The sequence below is a fragment of the Marinomonas polaris DSM 16579 genome, assembly GCF_900129155.1.
GTDB classification, from domain to species: domain Bacteria; phylum Pseudomonadota; class Gammaproteobacteria; order Pseudomonadales; family Marinomonadaceae; genus Marinomonas; species Marinomonas polaris.
Genome location: NZ_FQVF01000007.1, coordinates 150,104 through 173,798, shown reverse-complemented (window position 1 = coordinate 173,798; position 23,695 = coordinate 150,104). Strand labels below are relative to the sequence as shown.

Here is a 23,695-nt window from a genome sequence, read left to right as displayed (position 1 = left end):
GCTTTTCACTCTCTTACATTGCGTTTCAAAAACACTTTCTACCCCACAGCCAGTTTAGCCGCTTGTTTCCACATAAAGTTTGGTATGGCTTGCTGTAATCGCCATGTGATACTCATTGGTTGAGAACCCGTATGAGCAATATAATTCACTTCGCCAAAATTCACGAAACTCATTGTACGGCCATTTTCATCTTTGCTTTGTTCACGTACAAATAAGAAAACACGCTTGCTATTTTCATTCTGTTCGACATAGCCAAGTCCTTTTCCTTTATCTGGTCGCGCACTGTTTTGCGACTGCCAATGAAATAAGTGCTCGTTAATTGCGTAGTCGTGATACATGGTAGTAGGAGAAAATTGCTTTTCACTTTTATTCAGTGTGACAAATAAAATCTCTACATTGTCTTCTTTGATTTCTAACACACCTTCACGAGCAGGCGAACGTTTTTCAAATGTTGACGCGCCAAAGCCGACCAAAATTTGCTCCCGAGTGTAGCGAGCATGTGACATTAGCGGATTAGATATCATATCTAACATAGGTAATTCTTGATGCTGAATACGGTTTATTAAAATCGTTAATACATCAACAAGCTCAGCTCGTAAATGCACATTATCAAGCGCTTTCAGACTCGCTTGCAGCGAAGAAAAACCCAACTCAATACCACTTTTTTGCCAAAAGTCATAATGGCACATGAGCGCCATTCGTTGATCCATATCGTCGCTCAATACAAACTTGCTCAAGCATAAGTCACGCAAAAAACTCAAATAGCTATAAGAGTCACAAACTAGAAATCGAGTATCAATTGCCCGTTTATAAATGTTTTGTAACTCAACATTATCGATCTCTCGAACTTCATTCGTATTGGTAGCATTGACTAGAGCACTCCAACTATCCGCTTTATAAATATCCTCTAAACTCACCTGCGGATAAATTTTAAGAAAATTAGACAGCGATAAATCTAATGTAGAATGCTGATCGAATCGACGAATCAGTCCTAACAATCGAGTACGAGTTACACTGGCTTGACGAATATTCTGCAGTACCATGTCTTGCGTGCGCCTTGTCAATTCAATACGACAACCAAGTGGTGCTTGAGGGAAGCCCTGTTTAACTTCATCACTAATCGCTCGATTACTTTTGCCGACTAACGCTCTGAACTTACTGGCAAAATCGTATTCTGGACGAGAGTTACCGACAAAATCCAAAACGGTGCAACATTCTTTACCATTAGCCAAGCGTAAACCACGGCCTAACTGCTGTAAAAAAATGGTTAGACTTTCCGTCGGTCGTAAAAACAACAAGGTATCGACTTCTGGAATATCGACCCCTTCATTGAAAATATCGACGACACACAACACATTAATTTCACCGGACCGAATTGCCTGTTGCTTCTGCTGACGCTCATTACTGTTATCACTGGTAAGTACGTCAGCCTTAACGCCTTTTAACAGCAATTGTCGCACCATGTAATTCGCATGATCACGGCTCACACAAAAGGCCAATGCCTTCATTTGGTTAAGATCCGTTACGATCTCCTGCAAACTCAGCAATATTTTATCAAAACGTGCTTGGTTATGTGTGTATAGGTTTGTCAGCTGAGCAATATCATAACGACCACGGCTCCACGAGATATTACGCAGATCAGTCTCGTCATCTATCCCAAAGTATTGAAAAGGAGAAAGGTGACGTTGATTAATCGCTTCTGGTAAGCGCAGCTCAGCGGCAATGACACCACCAAAATCAGCAAGAATATCACCGCCGTCATGACGTTCCGGCGTCGCTGTCAGACCTAATAGAATATCCGACTGAAAATAGTTTAATACTTTACGATAACTGCTTGCCGCAATGTGATGGACTTCATCAATCACAATGTAGTCATAAAAATCTGCGGTTAAGTTTGACTGCTCTAACTGACTGTTAAGAGTCTGAATAGAGACAAACAGTTGGCGGTAATGTTCCGGCGTGTGGCTGCCGACCCATAGTTCACCAAACGATCCATTTCGCAACACACCTCTATAAGCCGAACGCGCTTGTTTTAATATTTCCTCACGATGGGCAATAAATAGAAAGTTAGCGTTAGGTTTAGTCTTTAAAAACTGGGCAAAATCAAACGCAGAAATAAGCGTTTTTCCTGTTCCCGTAGCGGCTACAACAAGATTTCTAAAACGTTGATGAACACTACGCTCAACGGCTAACTGCTCTAAAATTTCGAGTTGATGTGGAAAAGGGGTGATGTCGAAAAAATGCGACTGACTAGTATCACTATCACCTCGCTGTTGCCTCAAAGCCCGTTTCAATTTCTCAGAACTGGTAGCATCACCATTAAACTCTTCAAACTCATTCGATGCCCAATAGGTTTCAAACGTACTCAGTGATTTATTGATAATGTGTGGGATTTCTTGCGACGTGATTTTTAAATTCCATTCAAGGCCATTGGTAAGTGCAGAATGAGACAGATTGGATGAGCCGATATAACCTGTATGAAAGCCTGTATCACGCAAGAACAGATAACTCTTAGCATGAAGCCGTTCTCGCTCGGTGTTATAGCTTAACTTTACTTCGGTATTAGGGAGACTAGCTAAATACTCTACCGCTTTAGCATCTGTGGCGCCCATGTATGAGGTCGTAATAATTTTTAACTCTCGACCACTTCGAGTAAATTCTTCAAGCTCTCGTCGAAAGATTCGAATACCAGCCCATTTTATAAAGGACACCAACCAGTAAATTTTATCGGCGGAAAGAATTTCTCTTTTCAGCTCAGACTCAAGCGATAAACCCGCATTGCTGCCACAAAAAAGCTCACTTTGAGTTAATCCAGTCAGAGGAAAAATATCTTTTACATATTGCTTTAAGTTCGCAGCAACAGGATTTTCTAACTCATACAACGCAGTAAGTATTCTACCTTGGCAATCCAGTAGGTTTTCATCAATAAAATCATCATCTTGCAGTCGCTCTTTGAGCCATAGCATTAGCTGGTTCGCAAAGTGGATTTGCTCTTGTAGCTGATCATCTCCAGACGGAATAGAGTTCACGGCAAACTCTAAAATACGACTCAAGAATCGGGAAAGCCAAACACCGGCTTCACTTGCCTCAAGCTGGCGCTCACCAATATAAAAAGATTGTTTATCTAATCGCGAAGAAATCAGTTGAGTAATCAACTGCTCGTAGATGCCAACTTGCTGCATGAGTGATTCATAATCCTTTGAATGAGGTGAGTATATCTAAACTATTAGACCAGGCAGACTTACAAAAGGAAACCATGCATCCTTAAATGATCATCCGTATTAAAAGCCGCGGTGTTAATCACCATTATTCGCCATAGTTAAGCAAAAGCAGCTTTATATTAAACGTCCGATATGTATAAACTTTTATAAGACATATGCCGATGCCATCGACGTAACAAGCTTTCATGTCGAAATTATTCAACTTTTTCGACATGAAAGAACCAAATTCTTATGACATGTCTATTTTTCATGCTTTTTATATATAACCTAAAATCAGCCCAATAAACCTCTATTGTCTTGCCAGCAGGAATCCAGTTGTTTCTCTATCAGACGCACAGTATCGGCTTTCACACCTAGTGATAAAGCGGTATCACGAAAACCCGAAAGAGACTCTACGATTTCTTCTATTGCTTGTTGGGCTTGGTGCCAGTTCGCGAAGCTGGCGGTGGTGGCGAGTTTTTGAATGGCTTTTAACGGTGGTTTCTTTCCATAACCCATAAATGACGTGGCTTGTTCACCAAACGGATGTGGGCTGAAGGTAACGTCATAGAAAGGTGCCGGCTGCCAATTGCCAGCGTCATCTTGTAAGAAGGCCCAGTTTTTACTGTGGTCGTCTTGGTTACAGGCAAACAGGTTAAACATGGCTCGACGAAATTGCATTTGGCCGATCATAGGCGACTTACAAAGATGTCGGCTCAGTTTGATTAAGTCTTCGTAGTCTAAACTTGGTACTCGAAAGTCAGCGTCTAATAAGCCACAAGCACTGTGCATATGTAAACGCCCCAAAGTCCCTTGTTTGTTTAGCACTCTGTCGAAGCGTTTTAAAGCTAGCCAATGGCTTGCTCCGGATTTCACAGGTGCTTCTATCAGTTTCCATTCCTGTGGTTGCAGCCCTATTTTTTCCGCCAAAGAAAGATAAACGGCTTCACATAAGCCTTCTTCATGACCCAGTGCTAGGTTTTTTGAGGTGAACTTAACGAGCCAAGCTTCATCATTTTTTTGAGCTTGAGTCCGCCAATGAGCTGGGTTATTTGAATCAAGATACACTTGGGCTTTTGGTCTTGCGCCACCTGAGCTACCAGCAGCGACTAAAGCCATCAACACATCTTCTGCTTGTCCATCAAACACACTCTGTGCTTCCAAGCCTAGCGTATGAATATCTATATCAACGTCGTCATACTGTTTGAAATTCGATTCAGGGCTAAAAGAGAGCGCGCCCACCGCAGAATCGCCGACAAACGCTAGCCGATCCATTGCGGTAATTTGCGCAGGTAAAATATCATTCTGACGAAATATTCTATCTTGTAACAGCAACCCCCAACCATCAGGTAAGCTATCGCCAAATACTCCATGAATTCCGTGATGAGGCGCTTTTGGTGCCCGTTGTAAGTCTGTATTAGGCTTAAGAGTAATCGGAGATAAGTTACCAAATTGCTGAAGATAATCAGTGTTGTACTGAAAAAAAACGCCTTGTTGATTTTGCGCTAACATACCAACATCCATACTTTCTCCAGTTGAAAGTGTGCGTTGAACAAGCAATTTTTGGATCGGTTTAAAAGCCATTTTTCAACACCTCTTCAATAGACGTTGGCATACTAGACTGATTATTTGCTGTATTTTGAGTCAACGCAAAGAGCCGAGATAGATCATCGAGACTTTGCCAGAGCAGTAATAGCTGACGAAAGGAAATCTGCCCTGTCAGTTCGAACTTTTTGATGGTTGGAGCGGGGACGCCACTACGAGCGGCTAATGCATCGCGAGACAATTTCTCTTGTTCTCGCAAGCGACGTAGATGAGCGGCAAAGGCTTGCTGTACATCGCTATCATCAAGCAATAGGAAATGACTCATAGAAACACCTCTTCGCACAAATACAGATATAATAGTATCTAATTTAGACTAAAATAGGAATTTTTGGATATTATTATGTCTATTTTTAAAACTTCACTCCTTCCCCCATCTCTCTATCCGATATTGTCTTGGGGATTTGCCCAGTGCTTTTTTGAAGAAGGTGATGAAGGCGCTGACGGAGTCGTAGCCGAGTTCTTCGGAGATGGTTTGGATGGGCAGGTTGATGGCGAGCTTTTGCAAGGCCAAGACTATGTGCAGCTGACTGCGCCATTGACCAAAGGTAAGTTGTACGTGGCGTTTGATCATACGGGCTAAAGTGCGTTCGCTCATGGCGAAGTCGCTGGCCCATTCACCTAAGGTACGTTTTTCATTGGGCCTGGCGATGAGTTCCAACGCCAAGCGATTGAGGGTGGGTTCATCGGGAATGGGAAAATCAAACTCTTCGCGTTCTAGCTGAATAAGTTGATCGAGCAAGACATCGACCAGTCGATCGGTTGCCGGATCGGTTTTTTCGTAATCTTGTTGCGTATGCAGGTGGAGTATTAGCTCGCGTACAAAGGGTGTGATCGTCAAGGTACAAGCGATCTCTGGCAACGCTAAATCGGTGCTGTCGACAAAGAGCATACAGACATCGGCATGAGGCGAGATCTGGTTACGATGCATGACATTGCTGGGAATCCAAACTGCGCAACGCGGCGGCACGAGCCACATTTTGTCATCGATAAAACTGGTCACTACGCCAGTTAAAGGCAAGACAAGCTGGCCTTTTTGATGATGATGCCAAGGCGTTTCTTCACTGTGCGGTACCGATTGGGAACGCAATACCAAAACTCGATGCGGATAGTGATCAGCAAAGCAAAGGTCGGTCAGGGATTCAAAAATGGTTTTGTCTGTATTTCGCAATTTATTGTCCAAGTCTCTAAATTCAGCAAGCAGAGTAACTCATATAATAGCGAATCGACAATCTCTCCCGACATCACTCTTTTTCTGAATGGACACCATGAAACGATTACATAAACTAGCGCAACACGACGCAGCATTTTTACTTCTGTTTATTTTTTTGGTGGCATTGAGCTTACGCGGTCCAGTCACGGGCTTGCCGCCATTATTGGATCGAATCAGTACCGATCTGAATTTAAGCAGCTCACAATCCGGTTTGCTCACCAGCTTGCCCTTGTTAGCATTTGGTTTTTTTGCACCTGTGGCGTCTTGGCTGACTCGTCATTTTCGCATTGAGCGTATTTTGGCTTCGGGCGTAGGCTTGATCGCCATTGGTATGATGATTCGTGCTTTTGGCTCGATCAGTACCTTGTATATTGGCGCTATTTTTATTGGCGCTGGGATTGCCATCGGTAACGTGTTGTTACCCAGTTTGCTGAAACGCGAGTTTCCTAATTACGTTGTTCAACTCACTGCGATTTATGTGCTGATGATGAGCATCGGCGGCTTTTTAATGTCGAGCCTTGCGGTGCCATTAAGCCTGTATGCGGAACAGCCCTCTTTTAACTTGCCGATGAGTGGTTGGTCGTTTGCTCTGGCTTGCCAAAGTGTGTTGATTTTGTTGCCTTTAGTGGTCTGGTTTAGCTGCAAAATAACTCAACATCAACCGCCGCAAGCCGGCAATGTCGAGATATCTACATCCGTTTGGCGTTCCATCACTGCATGGCAAGTAGCAGGATTTCTAGCAGTCAACTCATTGATTAATTACATTGTGGTTGCTTGGGTGCCGGCCATTTTAATGAGCAATGGCTATACCGATTCAACAGCTGGTTTATACCAAGGATATTTGCAATTAGCTGGTGCGATGCCTTCATTGATTTTAGCGCCATTTATCAACCGTTTAGGAAGCCACAGACGATTATGTTTGTTTGCTACCGGACTAACTTCCTTGAGTTTAGCTGGCTTTTTGTTCATTCCAAGCTGGTCTGGGGTTTGGTCGGTGTCGTTTGGTTTTGGTGTCAGTATGGGCTTTATCTTGGGCTTGTCTTTTGTCAGCTTGCGAACCAATAACCCAAAACAAGCGGCCGCGCTATCCGGTATGGCACAGTTGATCGGTTATACGCTCGCAGCTATTGGTCCTGTGTTGATTGGTGCCCTTTACGATTGGCAGCAATCATGGACGGCATCGCTCTATGTCATGTTAAGCATTGGTTTAATCTGGATGGCATTGGGCTGGATGGCGAGCCCAAAGCCAGACCGTTAACGGCTTAAGGTGAAGAGTAAGCTTGAGTCGGACGGCTCAAGCGCCATAGCCTAACACTACGAGCAGCAAACACTCCGCTGAATACGCCATAAAGTAATGACAATCCATCAACAACGGATGACATAGTAAGAAAAGAGCTTTGCATTCCTTCCATCACGCCAACGGTGTATTTAATAGTAAAAATTCCCAAAATAAGAAACAGTGGTCGCCAGCTACCTTTTATAAAATAACATTGTATCGACTCATCAAAACGTGTCTGTTGCGATGGAAAAATTAATACGCCAACCAATAACGTCGCAATAAAGCTGACACTCCAAAACAGTAACGAATCAAAAGCGCCACCAAAGCTTGATATCACTCCATGCAATGAAAATACGATCATCACGATAGGTAGAATAAAGGCTTTGTTTTTCGGAACTTTGCGATCACGACTTTGTTTTACGCCCAAATAGAGCAGAAAGCTTAACAGCAACCAAACCCATATTGGGGTATGCGTAACAATGTCTAACATCTTTGACTCCTATGAAAAGTTCATTTTAGAGGTAAGTAAACATCCGTAATGAGTTCATGCTCTGCCACTTCGGGAAAATGGTTGTGATATTGAAAAAAGCATGGCGCATCTCTCGGTTCTTCGCCACTGTCTGGTAACCATTCTCCATAAAGAAAATACAAGCAACGGCTAATACTGTCATAAGGACCAAAATGACGAACCACGGCATAGCGGCCGCCTTCTAGGGTACTGTTGATGACACCATATTCATTGTCGTCCACGTCGATCATCACTTCTGCTGCAATGTCACAGCGAAAATCTTCTGGGGCCACCACGGCGGGATCTTCATAAACAATGTTGAAAGTTCGACTTCTCGATATAGGCAATAAACCAGATGCTTTGCGCCATTTTCTAAATATTGCGACCGATTCCATGATTCGGCTCGGTGCCCCTCGGTGCTTTAGCAGTGCGATCTTTGTCGTATCGAAATGCACGACATCAACTGTCATGTCAGACTCTAGCTGCCTATCTAGCTTATGAAAGTGCAAACCTAATTTTTCTAAGTCTGGATGGCGACGAAAGTCACTTGGAGATTGTGAATAGGCTTTTTTGAAAGCCCTTGAGAAAGATTCTGGGTGATCGAATTTCGCGCTCATTGCAATATCAATGATGCGTTTTTCTTTAGTAAACACCAATTCATAAGAAGCCCGTTTCAAGCGTAAGATCTGCACAAATTTAAATACGCCAACACCCATGAAATGTGTGAACTGCCGATGAAAATGGTATTTAGAAAAACAGGCAACATCACATAAAGCTTCGACTGTTAAGTCTTCATCCAAATGCTTATAAATGTAATCACATACTGCTAGCATGCGTTTTTCGTAGTACTTTATCGATGCCACGCTCTTTGCTCGTTCCGTCAATTCATTAAGTATCGACAGAATAACCTGTTTACAACAAACGATGCATGACAGAAGTTGCTAAAATTCGTCAGCTCGCTGACTCATCATCTTCATGTTGTTTTAGGGGAATCGTTAGGGTAAATGTCGTTCCAACGCCTAGCTCGGACACAACATCTATCCGTCCATTAATTAATTTATTAATCCACTGACTAACTAGGTGTAACCCTAATCCCGTATGTTGCTTAGTTCTACCTGTAGTAAAAAAGGGTTCAAAAATATGCGCTTTAATTTCTGGAGAGAGACCTCTGCCATTGTCACTAATAACAAGTATGAGGTTCTCTTGTTCTTTTTTAGCCGTAAGGGTAATAACGCCTTTATCCAATCGCTGGAAAGCATGATCTAGTGCATTATCGATAAGGTTCTGAATGATCTGAGACATGGCTCCAGGGTAGCCCAGCATATCAATGTCTTCTGGGCATTCAACGTCAATACAAATACTAGGACGTTTTTTTAATATAGGTTTATAGGTAAATAAGATGTCATTGACGACATTATGAAAGAAAAAGGCCTGAACCTCCTGAGCGGTCCTATCAGACACAATACGCTTAAAACTAGAAACTACATCTAAAGCACGAACCAAATTTTTTTCCGCTATTAACAAGGAGTTCTGCATTTTTTCAAGCCCTTCGGAAGGCTGTTGCTTGGCTTCTTTATCTAACAAAACCTTACATGAAGATAAAGCCATTCTGACGCCACCAAGCGGCGTATGCATTTCATGAGCTAAACCAGCCACCATAAGTCCTAGTGAAGATAATTTACTGGTTTCTACTAACTCATCCTGAAGATCCACTAATCGCTTATTCGTTAGATTCAGTTTACGGTTAACCTGCTCTGCTTGTGCTTTTTCTTGCTGAACCAGTTGCAGTAATCGATAGGTCTCAAATTGAGCTGTAATTTGCCGCCAAACTAGCCACGCAATCACAAAAAAACTAATAACAGCGATACTAGCAATGGACAAGATCAAATTGGTCCGCCATGCCATAAAAGCATCAGAATTTGAGCGCGCAACAAAATACAGAGATGGTGTTTGTGAATTCTGGATATCCGTTTCTTCATCTATATACAGATTCAAGAGGCTCCATAAACGACGGCCATCAAAGACTCGTTCTAATCCATCCGCCGCATCCATTTGTCGCCAAATAGCAGGGAAATGCGTTTTGATATTAAAATTCAAGTCATCAGAATGTAGAATCCCGCCCCATTCAAGACTTCTATCCGCAGCCAACAACCAACTCCCATTAGTATCTAATATTTCTAAATATACGCCGTCACTACTAAAAGTACGCACTAGTTCAAACAACTTGCTCAAATCGTAATTCACCACCAAAAACCCAGGCATCTCACCATCAACTCTGACGACACCACGCACTGTTGGCTGAAAAGGACGGACAATTTCTTTATTTTCTATGTTCAAATCTAAAGAGGAGATGTATACATCATTGCTGTTAGTAGGTGCATTTTGTACATAATGCCTATCCGATTTGTTTTGCAGTTGTTCCTCTGGTACACGAGTAATGACACCAGCCTGAGAGTTGATTCGAATGTGCTCTTGGCCATCTGGCATAATCCAGCGAACTTGGGAAATAAGGCTAGATGTTCGAGCAAATTGATTAAATTCATCCACCACCTGAGCCTCCCAATCAGCGGGAATTGATTTTTCGTTCTGTGGTAATGGCAAGCCTTGAACCAGGGCTGAGTTTTGAGAAGCGGCATTCTGAGAAGATAGGCGAGCATTAATGCTGTTGCGTAGCAGCAAAGTAACTCGCTTAATATGCCCCATCTCACGACTAAAAACGCTGGCACTACGAGACAATACTTCTGATTCATTCCATGCTAACTGACTAATTTTATTGTCTAAAAAGAATCGATAACTGCCCCAACTAAGCAAAGCTATAAAAATCAAAATACCCGACAAATAAATGCAAAATAATGATTTTTGTGACATCCGTTTACCAACAGCCATATTATTACAAACCTGCTTTAACCCAGCTGATCGTATCGTCTAATGACATAGGTTTGGCGAATAAATAACCTTGACCATCCTCACACCCCAGAGCTAGCAAATGCGTTTTTTGTTGCTCAGTCTCAATACCTTCAGCAATAACACTTAACCCCAAGAAATTTCCTAGTTCGATGATCATCTTCAATATTTCCCAATCTTTCTCGGATTCTTCCATGCGCCACACAAAGCTGTGATCAATTTTAATGGTTGAAACCGATAAAGTAGATAAATACGCTAAGGAAGAATAGCCCGTCCCAAAATCATCAATATTGACTCGTATACCTAATGTTTTGAGATTCGATAAATGCTTGTTAATATTAGTTTTTTCTTCAATGATTTGGGACTCAGTAATTTCTAACTCAATCATTTCATTCGAAATTCCTTCTTCCGCGAGCAGTCGTTTAAAGTTTTCGAAGTAGTTAGGACGAATAATTTCATTACCTGCAACGTTCACAGAAATAGGCACGTTAATACCTAAATTTTTAAGTGTATTAATCGCTTTACAAGACTGCCGCAACATTTGCTGATCCAATTTATCAATCAGACCACTGCTCTCAGCTAGTGCAATAAATTGATCAGGCGGAATAAACTGCCCATTTTTATGCACCCATCGCGCCAAGGCTTCAAATCCAATCAGCGTGTTATCTTTTAAGCTAAATTTAGGCTGGAAATAAGCGAGGATCTGATTATCTAAAATGGCTTCTCGTAGATCTTTTAATAACTCATAACGCCCAAACATCTCCGACGCAAGGGTTTCAGAAAAGGCCAAGTATGAAACACTTTCGTATTTTGCTCTTTCTAAGGTACTTTTTCCGACACTGACTAATTGCTCTGGTTCATAATTAGGAAAGTCTGAAAATTTCACCAAACTTACAGTCAAATCAAGAGAATGTAAGGAGTTTTCCACTTCAATGCTGGTATGAATAATGTTCTCGAGCGACGCTTCGTTGTAATCCTGATCGTCATACACAATCAACACCAGAGTATCTCTCTCAAGCAAGGCTATATCGACCGTTTTGTCAAAGAAGTGGTTCAAATAATCGTACAGAGAAAGCGTTAGTTGATCGCAATATTTAGACCCTAAAACAGACTCTGTATAAGCTAAATCTTCCACGTAAAGCATCAGCAAGGTAGCTTTTTCACGCTCCCACGAAAACATATTGCGTATTTCACGAACCAGCCAGTTTTTATTATGTATCCCTAAAGTAGGCTCAACATAAGCCAGTTCGGTTAGCTTATTATGCAAAGCGACATTGCGGAAACCGGCACTAATATTTTCACAAAATACCTGAAGTAAATTAATTTCATTACTGGCAAGGTTTCGATCAAGCTTTACCACTACCATGTATTCTCGATCTTCCAACTCTTTATTCGAAAAATACAACACCGAAAAGCCATCCTGGAACACATGACTTTTCTGCGTATTAGCCAACTCCACAGCTTCTCTTAAAATACCGTCTTGAATTGCCGATAAAAAATATTGATGGATATGAGACGAGAACTCGCCACAAGCTGCCACAATTAAAGCTTTTTCTAGATGTTCTTCTTCTGGGTGAAAAAAGCACACAATTCCGCCACTGCTCATTTTTAGCAGCAACCCAATTTCTTCTAAAATAGAGTGTGTATAGTCAGTAATGTCGCTCTTTGAGGCGATTCGTTGACTGGAAGCCAACAACAGTTGCATACCATGACGGGCTTCTTTCATATCAGAAAGATGCTCCCAAGTACGCAAGTTACTTAGAACTATGGTTTGTAGGTGTGCCTGAGTAAGATCAGATTTACACCAATAGTCATCGATATCGTATTGGCCAATAAGGTCATCCACTGGTGCCATACCCGGTTGACCAGTTAACAAGACAATACGCACCAAATCATTACCAATAACGTCACGAATAGTACGAATTAAGCGCAGCCCTGCAACATCGGTTTCCATGACAACATCAAGAAAAATAACCGATATATCAGGATTGGCGGCGATAACTGTCGCCGCTTCACTAGCGGATGATGCAGTCAGAAACTCCACCTGTTTACCATCATAATTGAGCGCACTAAGGCCGTTCATTAGCGCTTCTTGGTAATCAGGGTCATCTTCAACGGATAAGACTTTGCAGTAGTTTCTTTTTTTGGAGATTGCTTTCAGTGATTTCTTTTCGTAGGGTAAATCCATTGCATTTCCCTTCCTTGTCTTCCATCATTTATCTGTTGAATGCTTATAATTAAAGCTTAGTCTTGTTTAAAAAAAATGCATCTAGAACAAAGAAAAACTTTGTAACGAATTATTACTATTCATCAAATCAATAGAATATTGTCAGTTAAATTCAAAACTCGGCTTGAACATTCAATAACATACCTGTCAAAAAACACTAATATCGACAATAATATCCAACTAATTAACAGGCATTTTGTTTGTGATATAGTAAAACGCAACAAAGTCAAAAAAGGCGGATTAAAAGAACCCCATGGACAAACATAAAGGCAATTTATTCATCTTATCAGCCCCTTCTGGTGCTGGTAAATCAACCTTATATAAGGCACTTCTTAGCCAAGACAATAACGTGCGGATTTCTATTTCTCATACCACACGTACGCCACGAACTGGCGAAGAACATGGCCGAGAATACTATTTTATCGATGATGAATCCTTCTTAGACATGATTGCTGAAGACGCTTTTTTCGAGCACGCTCAAGTTTTTGATAATTATTACGGCACATCAAAAGAGTCCATTTTTGGTATGCTAGAACAAGGCTTAGATGTGATTTTAGAAATAGACTGGCAAGGCGCTCGCCAAATACGTCAGCTCTACCCTGAAGCCATCGGAATATTCATTTTACCGCCGTCATTACAAGCGCTAGAAGAACGTTTAAGAAAACGCGCCACAGACTCAGATGAAGTCATTCAGCGTCGTATGGCAAAGGCGGTTAATGAGATGTCGCATTATCACGAATATGATTTTGTTATTGTAAATGACGATTTTGATGAAGCACTTTCACAAATCTCGTCGGTTTTTACCGCAATGCGCTCCAAAACACCTGTTATGCAGGAAAAATATGGCAATCTTATAAATGATCTCTTGTCATTGTGAGAAGCCGTTAAGTAGAATTACCCTTGGAAAAATAGATAACCGAATACAGAGGTCAAAATGGCTCGAGTTACCGTAGAAGATTGTTTAGAAAACGTTGATAACCGCTTTGAATTAGTTATGGTCGCTTCAAAACGCGCCCGTCAACTTGCTACTGGTGGTGAAGACGCAAAAGTGCCTTTAGAAGGCGACAAAGTTACTGTAGTTGCACTACGTGAAATCGCGGAAAATTTGATCAACGCAAAAAATGTTGATCAGCAAAAACGCCCATTGCACGAGTTTTAATCTTTATGGTGTCGCTCATAGCACAGCTGTCGCGCTTCCTTTTTGCCTTAGTGAGGTGAGCGATGTATACCATTGAAGATTTAGCCCTGACCTTGAGTCAGTATTTACCTTATGAGCAAATTGCTAAGGTAAAACGCGCTTACTATTACGCCGAGCAAGCCCACGATGGGCAGCGACGTAAAAGTGGCGAGCCCTATGTCACCCATCCTCTCGCTGTCGCCGAAATTCTGTCGGAACTTCGAATGGATTGTGATGGATTGACAGCGGCACTTCTGCACGACGTTATTGAAGACACAGGCATTAGCCGTGAAGCGCTTACCGAACAATTTGGTGAAGGCGTTGCGGGACTTGTGGATGGTGTGAGTAAATTAACGCACCTTGAATTCAATAGCCAAATAGAAAAACAAGCCCATAACTTCCAAAAAATGGCCATGGCCATGGCCGATGATATTCGTGTCATCTTGGTTAAGTTAGCGGACAGATTGCATAACATGCGCACATTAGATGCCATGCCTGCCCACAAGAAACGCCGTATTGCCCGTGAAACATTAGACATTTATGCACCTATCGCAAACCGTCTAGGTATGTACAAGGTTCGGGTAGATTTAGAATCCCTCGCTTTTCAAGCTTATTACCCAATGCGCGCGCGTATGCTGCAACGAGCCATCCATAAAAAATATGGCCAGCAGCGCATTAAAGACACTCAAAAGCTTGAAGATACGATTCGATCGGAACTGGCTGCCGATTACATTGAAGCCAGCATCAGCGTTCGAGAAAAACACATTTACAGCATTTATCAAAAGATGGACAAAAAGCGCCGTTCTTTAGATGAAATCATGGACGTAATGGGCGTACGTATTGTTACGGACCGCCATGACAGCTGTTATCGTATTCTTGGCGTTATTCACGCTCTGTTTAAACCAATCGAAGGTCGTTTCAAAGATTACATCGCGGTTCCTAAATCCAATGGCTACCAATCTCTTCATACAACGGTATTAGGCACCAACGGCATTCCAATGGAAGTCCAAATACGCACTGAAGAAATGGATTTGGTTGCCAACAATGGTATTGCGGCTCATTGGGCTTACAAGGTCAGCGGCACTTCTAATATGCCAAGCAACCATGACCGCGCGACAAAATGGGTAAAAAGCTTATTAGAAATTCAACAAAAAGCACGCAACCCCGTGGAATTTGTTGATAACGTGAAAAGTGATTTGTTCCCTGATGAGGTGTATGTCTTTACGCCAAATGGCCAAATCATTGAATTGCCTTCTGGTGCGACGCCAGTCGATTTTGCTTATGGTGTCCACACAGAAATCGGCAACACCTGTATCTCTTGTCGAATTAACCGTCGTCTTGCACCACTAAGCACACAGCTAGAAAGCGGACAAACGGTTGAAATCATTACTGCGAAAAATGCACAACCAAATGTTGCTTGGTTAAGTTTTGCGATTACAGGTAAAGCACGTACCAACATTCGCCATTATTTGAAAGACAAACAACGCGAAAATGCGATATCTATCGGCCATCGTCTGTTAACTCGTTCATTAAATGCATTTAAAACCAACGTCGAAGAGCTGACTGCAGAGCAAATCGCACAAGTATTAGCAAACCACCAGCTAGAATCCATGGATGATTTATTAGAATCTATCGGCAAAGGCCGTCATGTTGGTTATCTGGTTGCTCGCGAGCTTTTCCCGAACATTGATGAAGATACCTTGGTTACGCCAAAATCCTTTAAGGTGAATGGCTCAGAAGGTATGCTTATTTCTTATGCTAAATGTTGTGCTCCAATTCCTGGCGACCCAATTGTTGGTTATGTTCAGGTTGATAAAGGAATCATCATTCACCACCTCAACTGCCCTAACGTTCAAGATCATTTATCTAACCCTGAACGCTTTATCCATATGGCATGGGGCAAAGAGATCGAAGAAGAGCTAAATATTAGCCTTATCGTCACCTACATCAACGAGCGTGGCGCTGTGGCGAAAATTGCCAGTTCTATCAGTGATACCGATTTCCAAGTGTCGAACCTCGATATCATTGAGCGAGGCCGAGTCAGTCGTTTACGGTTAAGCATTACTATTTCTAGTCGTATAGGGTTGGCTGATGTTATGCGCCGCATTAAAGCGGTTCGTTGTGTGGAAAAAGTCTCACGCGAAACCATTGTTGGGCGCTAATCAATTTTCACTTACCTATTTAACTTACTACTTCCAAGATAAAGGATACTTATTATGTCAAAGCAAGTGATTCACACTGAAAACGCACCAGCAGCGATTGGTCCATACTCACAAGCAGTACGCGCCGGCAACACTGTGTATTTGTCTGGTCAAATTCCTTTGGTTCCTGAAACCATGGAAGTTATCAGCGAAGACATCGTTGAACAAACAACACAAGTATTCAAAAACCTACAAGCAGTTTGCGAAGCGGCTGGCGGTTCTCTAGAGAACGTCGTTAAATTCAACATCTTCATGACTGACTTGGGCAACTTTGCCACAGTCAACGAAGTGATGATGCAATTCGTTAAACAGCCTTACCCAGCTCGTGCAGCAATGGGCGTTCGAGCATTGCCAAAAGGCGTTCAAGTAGAAATCGAAGGTATCATGGTACTAGAAGACTAATCTCTTCACTGTCATCTATACCCCATGAAAAAAGAGGCTGCGGCCTCTTTTTTCATGTCTATTTTTTATTTAGCGTTTATCGCTCAGCTGATTTATCGCAAAGCCTTAAACTCACGCAACAGCTCATGATAACCCGGCACATAACTTGGATACTGCAAACGCCAACCTTGTGACAACAAGTATTGTCCTTGAATGCGTTTCCCAGAAGTGGGAACAAAGCCTTCACCGCCACTCACAGCGACTTTGGCTTCAAGGCAAGTTGCCAGCCAAAGCTTTACTTCCCACATGGAAACAGGCGTTTGATCCGTCACGATCACATGTGCTGGTATGGCTTTCTTACTTAAAGCGCAGTTTGCCAGTAATACCAAAGCAGAAACAACGTCGTCTCGATGAATGCGATTAGTCCAGCTATTAGCTTCCCAATCTTTGCCACTTAAAACCGTTTCCAATAATCTATAACGCCCAGAGCCATAGATACCCGAGCAACGCACTGCCACACTGGAAAATGCAGCCGCTAATGATTGTTCTGTTTCCAGTAAAATATTGGCGGTGGCTGAGGTCGGTTGTGCTGGTGTGTTTTCATCAATCCACTCGCCTTGGCTTTGACCATAAACACTGGTGCTTGATACAAAAAATACTTTTGGCTGCTTAGCTATGTCTTTGTATCGACGAATTAACACCTGCGCCGTATCAAAGTATGCCGTGCGATACGCTTCTTCATTGCGGCCATTCGGCGTCATGATTAAAAACACCACATCTGCATCAGGCAAGGTGTCGTCGCTAATTTCAACAAGATCACCTGTTATGCCCATTACGCCATTCGGGAAATCATTTTTTGTGCGACGAATACCCGTGACCATATGGCCTTGCGCGACTAACTCGGTTGCCAAACCAGAACCCAAGTCACCACAACCAGCGATTAGAATCTTTGCCATTTATCCTCCCCAAATAACCTAAGACATTCTCAGTAACTAAAGAACGAGTATACTTTATCAAATTATGTATTATCATAGTTATTAACAATGAATCAGCCTAAGTAAAAGGTGTGCTATGACATTAACGGAATTGAAATACATTGTAATGCTAGCCGAAGAGAAACATTTTGGCCGAGCAGCAGATCGCTGCTATGTATCGCAACCAACGCTCAGTGTCGCTGTGAAGAAGCTAGAAGAAGAGCTTGGCACGGCCATTTTTGAGCGCAGCAAAAGCTCTGTTTATATCACACCACTAGGCGAGCAAATCATCACTCAGGCCAAGCGGGTGCTGGATCAAGCCAACATGATTAAAGAGCTGGCGACCTCTGGTAAAAATCAATTAAAAGGCCCTCTAAAGGTCGGTGCGATCTATACCATCGCCCCGTATTTGTTCCCTTTTATGATTCCTGCCTTGCATAGTGCAACATCTGGCATGCCATTGATCATTGAAGAAGATCTAACTGAAAACTTACGCCCTAAACTGCGTAACGGCGAGCTAGACGCCATCATTGTAGCGCTTCCGTTCCGTGAACCAGATGTGGTGACACAGCCGATTTACGAAGAAGAATTTGTGGTTCTTATGCCAAAGAATCATCCATGGACGAAGCTAACGCACATAGAAACCGACCAGCTTTCTACTGATAATCTGTTGTTACTTGGCAAAGGCCATTGCTTCAGTGAGCAAGTATTAGAAGCCTGCCCTCTGGTAACAGAAGGCGAATTTGGTGATGGTCGTACTATAGTCAATGGCAGTTCGTTAGAAACCATCCGTTATATGGTGGCATCTGGTTTAGGTGTGACAGTATTACCGAAATCCGCCGTGACCAATATTAATCACGATATGTTGGAAGTGCGCCCTTTCACCGAACCTGCACCCAAACGCACAGTGGCTTTAGCATGGCGAGCAAGCTTCCCGCGCCCAAAAGCCATTGAAGCCGTGAGCCAATCTATCCGTGATGCTTGCAAGCATCTGAATTTATAGAGAACAGTATGATCGACGGATTAGACACTCAGGATGTTCGTGAGCTAAAAGGTGTTGGTGATGCGATGGCCGAAAAGCTGGCCAAGCTCCATTTAAATACAGTACAAGATTTGCTGTTTCATTTGCCGATTCGCTATCAGGACAGAACGCGCGTTGTTCCAATCGGAATGCTGCGCTTTGGTGACGAAGCCGTTATCGAAGGCCAAGTCACGGGTGCTGAAATCAAAATGGGCAAACGTCGTAGTTTACTGTGTCGTATCAAAGATCACACCGGCACCTTGTGTTTACGCTTCTTTCATTTTTCAGCTGCGCAAAAGAAGCAGCTGGAATCAGGTAAGCGCGTTCGCTGTTTTGGTGAAATCCGTCGTGGCAGTACTGGGTTTGAAATATATCACCCAGAATACAAAGTTATTGGTGAAGACGAAACACAAGAAGAAACAGCGCAACTTACGCCCATTTATCCGCTGACTGATGGATTAACGCAAACCAAGATTCGACAACTGTGCGAACAAGCATTAGAGCGTTTAACACCCTACAATCTGCAAGAGTGGCTACCGGATGAAATCCGCACCCAATTCAGTTTGCCACCGCTGAGCGATGCCATTCATTTTCTGCATCACCCATCGCGAGAGGCCAATCTCGAATTACTAAGATCAGGTACTCACCCGGCGCAATATCGTTTATCTTTTGAAGAGCTTATGGCGCATCAGCTTTCGCTAATTGGTAAACGCATGAAGGCCAAGCAGGATGCCGCGATCAAAGTTCAAGCCGCCGGCGAATTAAGCCAACGACTCTTACAACAATTGCCATTTTCACCAACCAATGCGCAAAGTCGAGTGTTTCAGGAAATCCTTAACGATCTCGGCACAGGTCACCCTATGCTACGTTTAGTGCAAGGTGACGTAGGATCAGGAAAAACCTTGGTTGCGGCGTTAGCTGCGGCGTCTGTCGTACAGGCTGGCTATCAAGTTGCCATCATGGCACCGACCGAAATCCTCGCCGAGCAGCATTATATTAACTTCACCCAATGGTTTGAGCCGCTTGGCTTAAAAGTCGCATGGATGATCGGCAAACTTAAAGGTAAAACCCGCGAGAAAGAGCTTGCTGATATAGCTTCTGGCGCCGCGAATATTGTCGTCGGCACCCATGCATTATTTCAGGACACTGTTGAGTTTGATCGTTTAGCGCTCGCCATTATCGACGAGCAACATCGCTTTGGTGTGCATCAGCGTATGGCGTTGCGTGAAAAAGGCATGAAGCACGGTTTCCAGCCCCATCAGCTCATTATGACTGCTACACCAATTCCCCGAACCTTAGCCATGTCTGCCTATGCAGATTTGGATTGCTCCGTCATTGACGAGTTACCACCAGGTCGAACGCCAGTTAATACTATTGTGGTATCGGATCAGCGCCGACAAGAAGTGATTGATCGAGTGAAAAGCGCCTGTGAAGAAGGCAAACAAGCCTACTGGGTCTGTACCTTGATTGAAGAGTCTGAGGCTTTACAGTGCCAAGCCGCAGAAGACACGGCAATATTACTACAAGAGCAATTGGGTAATTTATCCATTGGTTTAGTGCATGGTCGACTTAAAGCTCAAGAAAAAGCCGACATTATGGCCAGATTTAAAGCCGGTGAGATTCAGCTCTTGGTGGCCACAACCGTCATCGAAGTCGGTGTAGATGTGCCAAACTCCAGTTTAATGGTGATAGAAAACCCAGAGCGTCTTGGTCTTGCTCAGCTTCACCAGTTACGTGGTCGTGTCGGGCGAGGCCAAACCGCCAGTCATTGTGTGCTGCTTTATAAAGCACCATTAGGACAACAAGGCAAAGAACGACTTTCTACCATGCGAGAAACCAGCGATGGTTTTAAAATTGCTGAGAAAGATCTCGAATTACGGGGTCCTGGTGAGCTACTCGGCACCAGACAAACCGGCCTTTGGGAATTCAAAGTAGCAGATTTACAGCGCGATAAAAACTTGCTGGATGATGTTCAAAAAGCCGCTTCTCTGCTGCACAGTCGTTATCCTGATCGTGTCTCGCCTCTTTTATCTCGATGGCTGCCTAATCACGATCAATATTTAAACGTCTAAATACTCTTTTCATCTAAATAAACGGTATTTGCTTGCACATGTGCAAAATTTAATCAAAAATTCCATAAGCTAAAACGCCCTACTTAATCGATTCGCAAGAAGGAACTGACATGAATGCTTCCAATCAAGCACATCTAACGATCCAAGGCTGCGGCTACCGAATCGAAAATGACAGAGTCATCATTTCCATTCAGCGCATTGCTAATGATAGAGACGAAGGAAATCTAAGTGGCACGTTGCAACTACAGTTGTGTGCATTTCATCAAGGTATTGGGGATTCAGAAAAAATAGTCCTCGCGTCAACTATTATTGGTGAAATGAAAGGGCAGCATTTTCTTTCCGATTGCTACTACGATTTGTTTTTTCAACCACCACAGGTTGGCTCTTGGCAATTAGCATTGCAACTTAGCGAATGGAACGGAGTAGATTACACCTTGTGTAACTCGGCTTATTTCGACACGGCTTATCAAGTTGAAGCACCATCCAATCCCTCTGTCCCAGCGATGCAAGTTGACGAACTAGAGAACGAAAAAGCAGCATCTACGCCGAAAATAGCAACAGAGCACCCCACCGTAAAAAAGCCGAAAGAAGTAAAAAAAAACGCCACTGGTTACGCCGATGGCTATCTCGCCATTAATAAATCAAAAGTGGACAAGCTTCTAAAGGTGAAAGGCGTACCGAAAAAAGTACTAGAAAAGTTGATAGCAGAGCGTCCTTTTCAATCAGAAAAAGCCGTTCTTAATATCAAAGGGATGGGGCCGGTTATGATGGAAAAAATACTTGCTGAATTAACAAAATAAGTAGCATTAAGCCTGCGTAAGCAGGCCATTCACTAACCTTATTCTTTAAGGGATATTAACCACAGTAGTATTCTTCACCTCTTCCATAGCTACATAAGTACGAGATTCTCGAACATGTGGCAGCGTCAGTAGGGTTTCTCCAAGCAAAAGGCGGTAAGAGTCCATGTTGGATACGCGTGCTTTTAGCAGGTACTCAAAATCACCAGCTATCAAGTGACACTCCAAAATTTCAGGGATTTCAGTAACCGCTGTTTTGAATTCATTAAAACCTTCTGGAGACGTTGTCTTTAGACGAATCTCGACAAAAACAAGCAATCCTGCGTCCACTTTCTTTGGATTAACCAAAGCACAATAGCCCGTAATGTAACCATTACGTTCCAAGCGGCGCACTCGCTCCAAACAAGGAGTAGCACTTAGCCCTACTCGACTAGCCAACTCTACATTCGATAAACGGCCATTAATCTGCAGTTCTCGAAGAATTTTTTTGTCTAAGCGATCAAGCGGTTTTGCTGAGTTATCCATCTGATGTGGATCTCCTTACATGGCTTCAATTGATGCTTAAGTCTACCATGCAGATTACAAATTATGGAAAGCGCTTTATTCAATATATTGCGTATGGGTATTCAAATTAAGCACAACAAAGCACATGAAAGCACCAAAATGATGCAAAAATTTCATCTAGCACAAAATAGATCCATCACCTTTGTGTTATGCCCTATATTTGTGCAAAAAAATAGACCCTATTATCTCACAGAGCCTTGTTTTCTCTAGCTTTAATAAAAGAGGATATTCAACTAAGCTGATTAGAAAGTATCTCGTTTCAAACTCAAAAAGTGCAAAAAACTAGCATTCCACACATCTTTCCTGACATTTTATCCTTGACTACTCCTCAAAAGAGTAATTCTATAGGGGTATGTGATGATCTTTTAGAGGAATCGTCTACATATACCTAACAACAAGAATAATTAAATGTTGGCACTAACTTTGCTAGTTTCAAAACACGGATTTTAAAATCTGAAATATAGAATCAAGCAAGATAACAACATATATAAAAACGCCTGGGAGGCTCAATATAATGAAATCGAATGTTTGTAAATTACTTTCGACCGCTGCAATCGCCGCAACTATCAGCGCTGGCGCTGCTGCGTCAACACTTGAAGATGTTAAAGCAAAAGGCTTCGTTCAATGTGGTGTCAGTACTGGTGTTCCAGGTTTCTCCAATGCTGATGATAAAGGCAACTGGACTGGCATAGACGTTGATGCTTGTCGCGCTGTTGCTTCCGCTATTTTTGGCGATGCTCAAAAAGTTAAATTCACTCCCCTATCTGCGAAAGAACGTTTCACTGCTCTACAATCTGGTGAAATCGATATCCTTGCTCGTAACACAACTTGGACTTACACCCGTGACGCGTCTTTGGGTCTAGACTTCACTGCAGTTAACTTTTACGACGGTCAAGGCTTCATGGTTCGTAAAGACCTAGGCGTAAAATCTGCGATGGATCTTGATGGTGCAACGGTTTGTACTGAGCAAGGCACAACGACAGAATTGAACATGGCGGATTTCTTCCGTAAAAACAAACTGTCTTACGTTCCAGTTGTAGTACAAAAAGCAGACGAAGCGTTAGCAGCTTACGACTCAGGCCGTTGTGACGTATACACTACGGATAAATCAGGTCTAGCGGCTCACCGTACTAAACTAGCTGATCCATCTGCTCACGTTATTCTTCCAGAAACGATTTCTAAAGAACCACTAGGTCCAGTTGTTCGCCATGGCGACAACCAATGGAAAGATATCGTAACTTGGTCTATGTATGTTCAAGTTAACGCGGAAGAAATGGATATTTCATCTAAAAACGTTGCTAAGATCAAAAGTGAAACCAATGATCCAGGCATCAAACGTCTACTAGGTGTTGAAGGTGATATGGGTGCTCAACTAGAGCTTCCTGCTGATTGGGCTTACAACATCATCGCTAACGTAGGTAACTACGGTGAAGTGTTTGAGCGTAACGTTGGTCCATCTACTCCTGTTGATCTACCACGTGGTCTTAATGCTCTATGGACTGAAGCTGGCGGCATCATGTACGCGCCACCAGTTCGTTAATACCTAAAGCAAAAAAACTGCTTGGGTATTTACCC

The 23,695-nt window shown here is 42.7% G+C and carries 19 protein-coding genes; 9 read left to right on the top strand and 10 right to left on the bottom strand.

Going from position 1 to position 23,695, the window contains the following annotated elements; all coding sequences use genetic code 11:
* Nucleotides 1-38: 38 nt before the first annotated feature.
* The 4 genes from BUA59_RS09135 to BUA59_RS09120 form a co-directional block, all read right to left on the bottom strand.
* Nucleotides 39-3,182, bottom strand: a complete 3,144-nt coding sequence (locus tag BUA59_RS09135; protein ID WP_072839401.1) for a DEAD/DEAH box helicase — start codon at nucleotides 3,180-3,182, stop codon at nucleotides 39-41.
* 312 nt (nucleotides 3,183-3,494) lie between these two features.
* Nucleotides 3,495-4,784 (bottom strand): type II toxin-antitoxin system HipA family toxin, encoded by a 1,290-nt coding sequence (locus BUA59_RS09130; protein WP_072839400.1) that lies wholly within the window; start codon nucleotides 4,782-4,784, stop codon nucleotides 3,495-3,497.
* Complete coding sequence (locus tag BUA59_RS09125) at nucleotides 4,774-5,070, bottom strand: helix-turn-helix domain-containing protein (protein ID WP_072839399.1); 297 nt, start codon at nucleotides 5,068-5,070, stop codon at nucleotides 4,774-4,776. Before BUA59_RS09125 ends, BUA59_RS09130 begins: the two co-directional genes overlap by 11 nt.
* Nucleotides 5,071-5,163: 93 nt before the next feature.
* The gene (locus BUA59_RS09120; protein WP_232728843.1) at nucleotides 5,164-5,973 is read right to left on the bottom strand and encodes an AraC family transcriptional regulator; all 810 of its coding nucleotides are present in this window, start codon (nucleotides 5,971-5,973) and stop codon (nucleotides 5,164-5,166) included.
* Between the two features lie 97 nt (nucleotides 5,974-6,070).
* Here BUA59_RS09120 and BUA59_RS09115 point away from each other — a divergent pair, with 97 nt between their 5' ends.
* Nucleotides 6,071-7,273 (top strand): MFS transporter, encoded by a 1,203-nt coding sequence (locus BUA59_RS09115; RefSeq protein WP_072839398.1) that lies wholly within the window; start codon nucleotides 6,071-6,073, stop codon nucleotides 7,271-7,273.
* Between the two features lie 4 nt (nucleotides 7,274-7,277).
* Here the strand turns inward: BUA59_RS09115 and BUA59_RS09110 are convergent, their stop codons facing one another.
* The 4 genes from BUA59_RS09110 to BUA59_RS09095 all read right to left on the bottom strand — a co-directional run bounded on the left by BUA59_RS09110 (nucleotide 7,278) and on the right by BUA59_RS09095 (nucleotide 12,894).
* Nucleotides 7,278-7,784, bottom strand: a complete 507-nt coding sequence (locus BUA59_RS09110) for a DUF6622 family protein (RefSeq protein ID WP_072839397.1) — start codon at nucleotides 7,782-7,784, stop codon at nucleotides 7,278-7,280.
* Between the two features lie 20 nt (nucleotides 7,785-7,804).
* The gene (locus BUA59_RS09105; RefSeq protein WP_072839396.1) at nucleotides 7,805-8,635 is read right to left on the bottom strand and encodes an AraC family transcriptional regulator; all 831 of its coding nucleotides are present in this window, start codon (nucleotides 8,633-8,635) and stop codon (nucleotides 7,805-7,807) included.
* Between the two features lie 118 nt (nucleotides 8,636-8,753).
* Entirely contained in the window at nucleotides 8,754-10,688 is a 1,935-nt protein-coding gene (locus tag BUA59_RS09100) for a sensor histidine kinase (RefSeq protein ID WP_072839395.1), read from the bottom strand.
* A gap of 4 nt (nucleotides 10,689-10,692) precedes the next feature.
* Nucleotides 10,693-12,894: a bifunctional diguanylate cyclase/phosphodiesterase gene (locus tag BUA59_RS09095; protein WP_072839394.1), complete on the bottom strand. Its 2,202-nt coding sequence runs from the start codon at nucleotides 12,892-12,894 to the stop codon at nucleotides 10,693-10,695.
* A 292-nt stretch (nucleotides 12,895-13,186) separates the two neighbouring features.
* Here BUA59_RS09095 and gmk point away from each other — a divergent pair, with 292 nt between their 5' ends.
* The 4 genes from gmk to BUA59_RS09075 all read left to right on the top strand — a co-directional run bounded on the left by gmk (nucleotide 13,187) and on the right by BUA59_RS09075 (nucleotide 16,713).
* A complete protein-coding gene (gene gmk, locus BUA59_RS09090) occupies nucleotides 13,187-13,810 on the top strand; it encodes a guanylate kinase (protein WP_072839393.1) in 624 nt (207 codons plus the stop codon).
* Between the two features lie 57 nt (nucleotides 13,811-13,867).
* On the top strand, nucleotides 13,868-14,092 hold the full coding sequence (gene rpoZ, locus BUA59_RS09085; protein WP_012072045.1) for a DNA-directed RNA polymerase subunit omega: 225 nt from the start codon (nucleotides 13,868-13,870) through the stop codon (nucleotides 14,090-14,092).
* A gap of 62 nt (nucleotides 14,093-14,154) precedes the next feature.
* Entirely contained in the window at nucleotides 14,155-16,272 is a 2,118-nt protein-coding gene (locus BUA59_RS09080; protein WP_072839392.1) for a RelA/SpoT family protein, read from the top strand.
* 54 nt (nucleotides 16,273-16,326) lie between these two features.
* Nucleotides 16,327-16,713, top strand: coding sequence for a RidA family protein (locus tag BUA59_RS09075; protein WP_072839391.1), 387 nt, complete (start codon nucleotides 16,327-16,329; stop codon nucleotides 16,711-16,713).
* 92 nt (nucleotides 16,714-16,805) lie between these two features.
* Here the strand turns inward: BUA59_RS09075 and BUA59_RS09070 are convergent, their stop codons facing one another.
* On the bottom strand, nucleotides 16,806-17,648 hold the full coding sequence (locus BUA59_RS09070; RefSeq protein WP_072839390.1) for an NAD-dependent epimerase/dehydratase family protein: 843 nt from the start codon (nucleotides 17,646-17,648) through the stop codon (nucleotides 16,806-16,808).
* A gap of 115 nt (nucleotides 17,649-17,763) precedes the next feature.
* On the opposite strand from BUA59_RS09070, the gene BUA59_RS09065 reads away from it, so the two are divergent.
* From BUA59_RS09065 to BUA59_RS09055, 3 genes are all read left to right on the top strand, one after another.
* On the top strand, nucleotides 17,764-18,669 hold the full coding sequence (locus BUA59_RS09065; protein ID WP_072839389.1) for a hydrogen peroxide-inducible genes activator: 906 nt from the start codon (nucleotides 17,764-17,766) through the stop codon (nucleotides 18,667-18,669).
* An 8-nt stretch (nucleotides 18,670-18,677) separates the two neighbouring features.
* Entirely contained in the window at nucleotides 18,678-20,759 is a 2,082-nt protein-coding gene (gene recG, locus BUA59_RS09060; protein ID WP_072839388.1) for an ATP-dependent DNA helicase RecG, read from the top strand.
* Between the two features lie 110 nt (nucleotides 20,760-20,869).
* Entirely contained in the window at nucleotides 20,870-21,559 is a 690-nt protein-coding gene (locus tag BUA59_RS09055) for a ComEA family DNA-binding protein (RefSeq protein ID WP_072839387.1), read from the top strand.
* Between the two features lie 45 nt (nucleotides 21,560-21,604).
* On the opposite strand, the gene lrp is transcribed toward BUA59_RS09055, so the two are convergent.
* Nucleotides 21,605-22,081 carry a leucine-responsive transcriptional regulator Lrp gene (gene lrp / locus BUA59_RS09050; protein ID WP_012072052.1) on the bottom strand — a complete coding sequence of 159 codons (477 nt, stop codon included), beginning with the start codon at nucleotides 22,079-22,081 and terminating at the stop codon, nucleotides 21,605-21,607.
* Between the two features lie 553 nt (nucleotides 22,082-22,634).
* On the opposite strand from lrp, the gene BUA59_RS09045 reads away from it, so the two are divergent.
* The gene (locus BUA59_RS09045) at nucleotides 22,635-23,660 is read left to right on the top strand and encodes an amino acid ABC transporter substrate-binding protein (protein WP_072839386.1); all 1,026 of its coding nucleotides are present in this window, start codon (nucleotides 22,635-22,637) and stop codon (nucleotides 23,658-23,660) included.
* The last annotated feature ends 35 nt before the right edge of the window (nucleotides 23,661-23,695 follow it).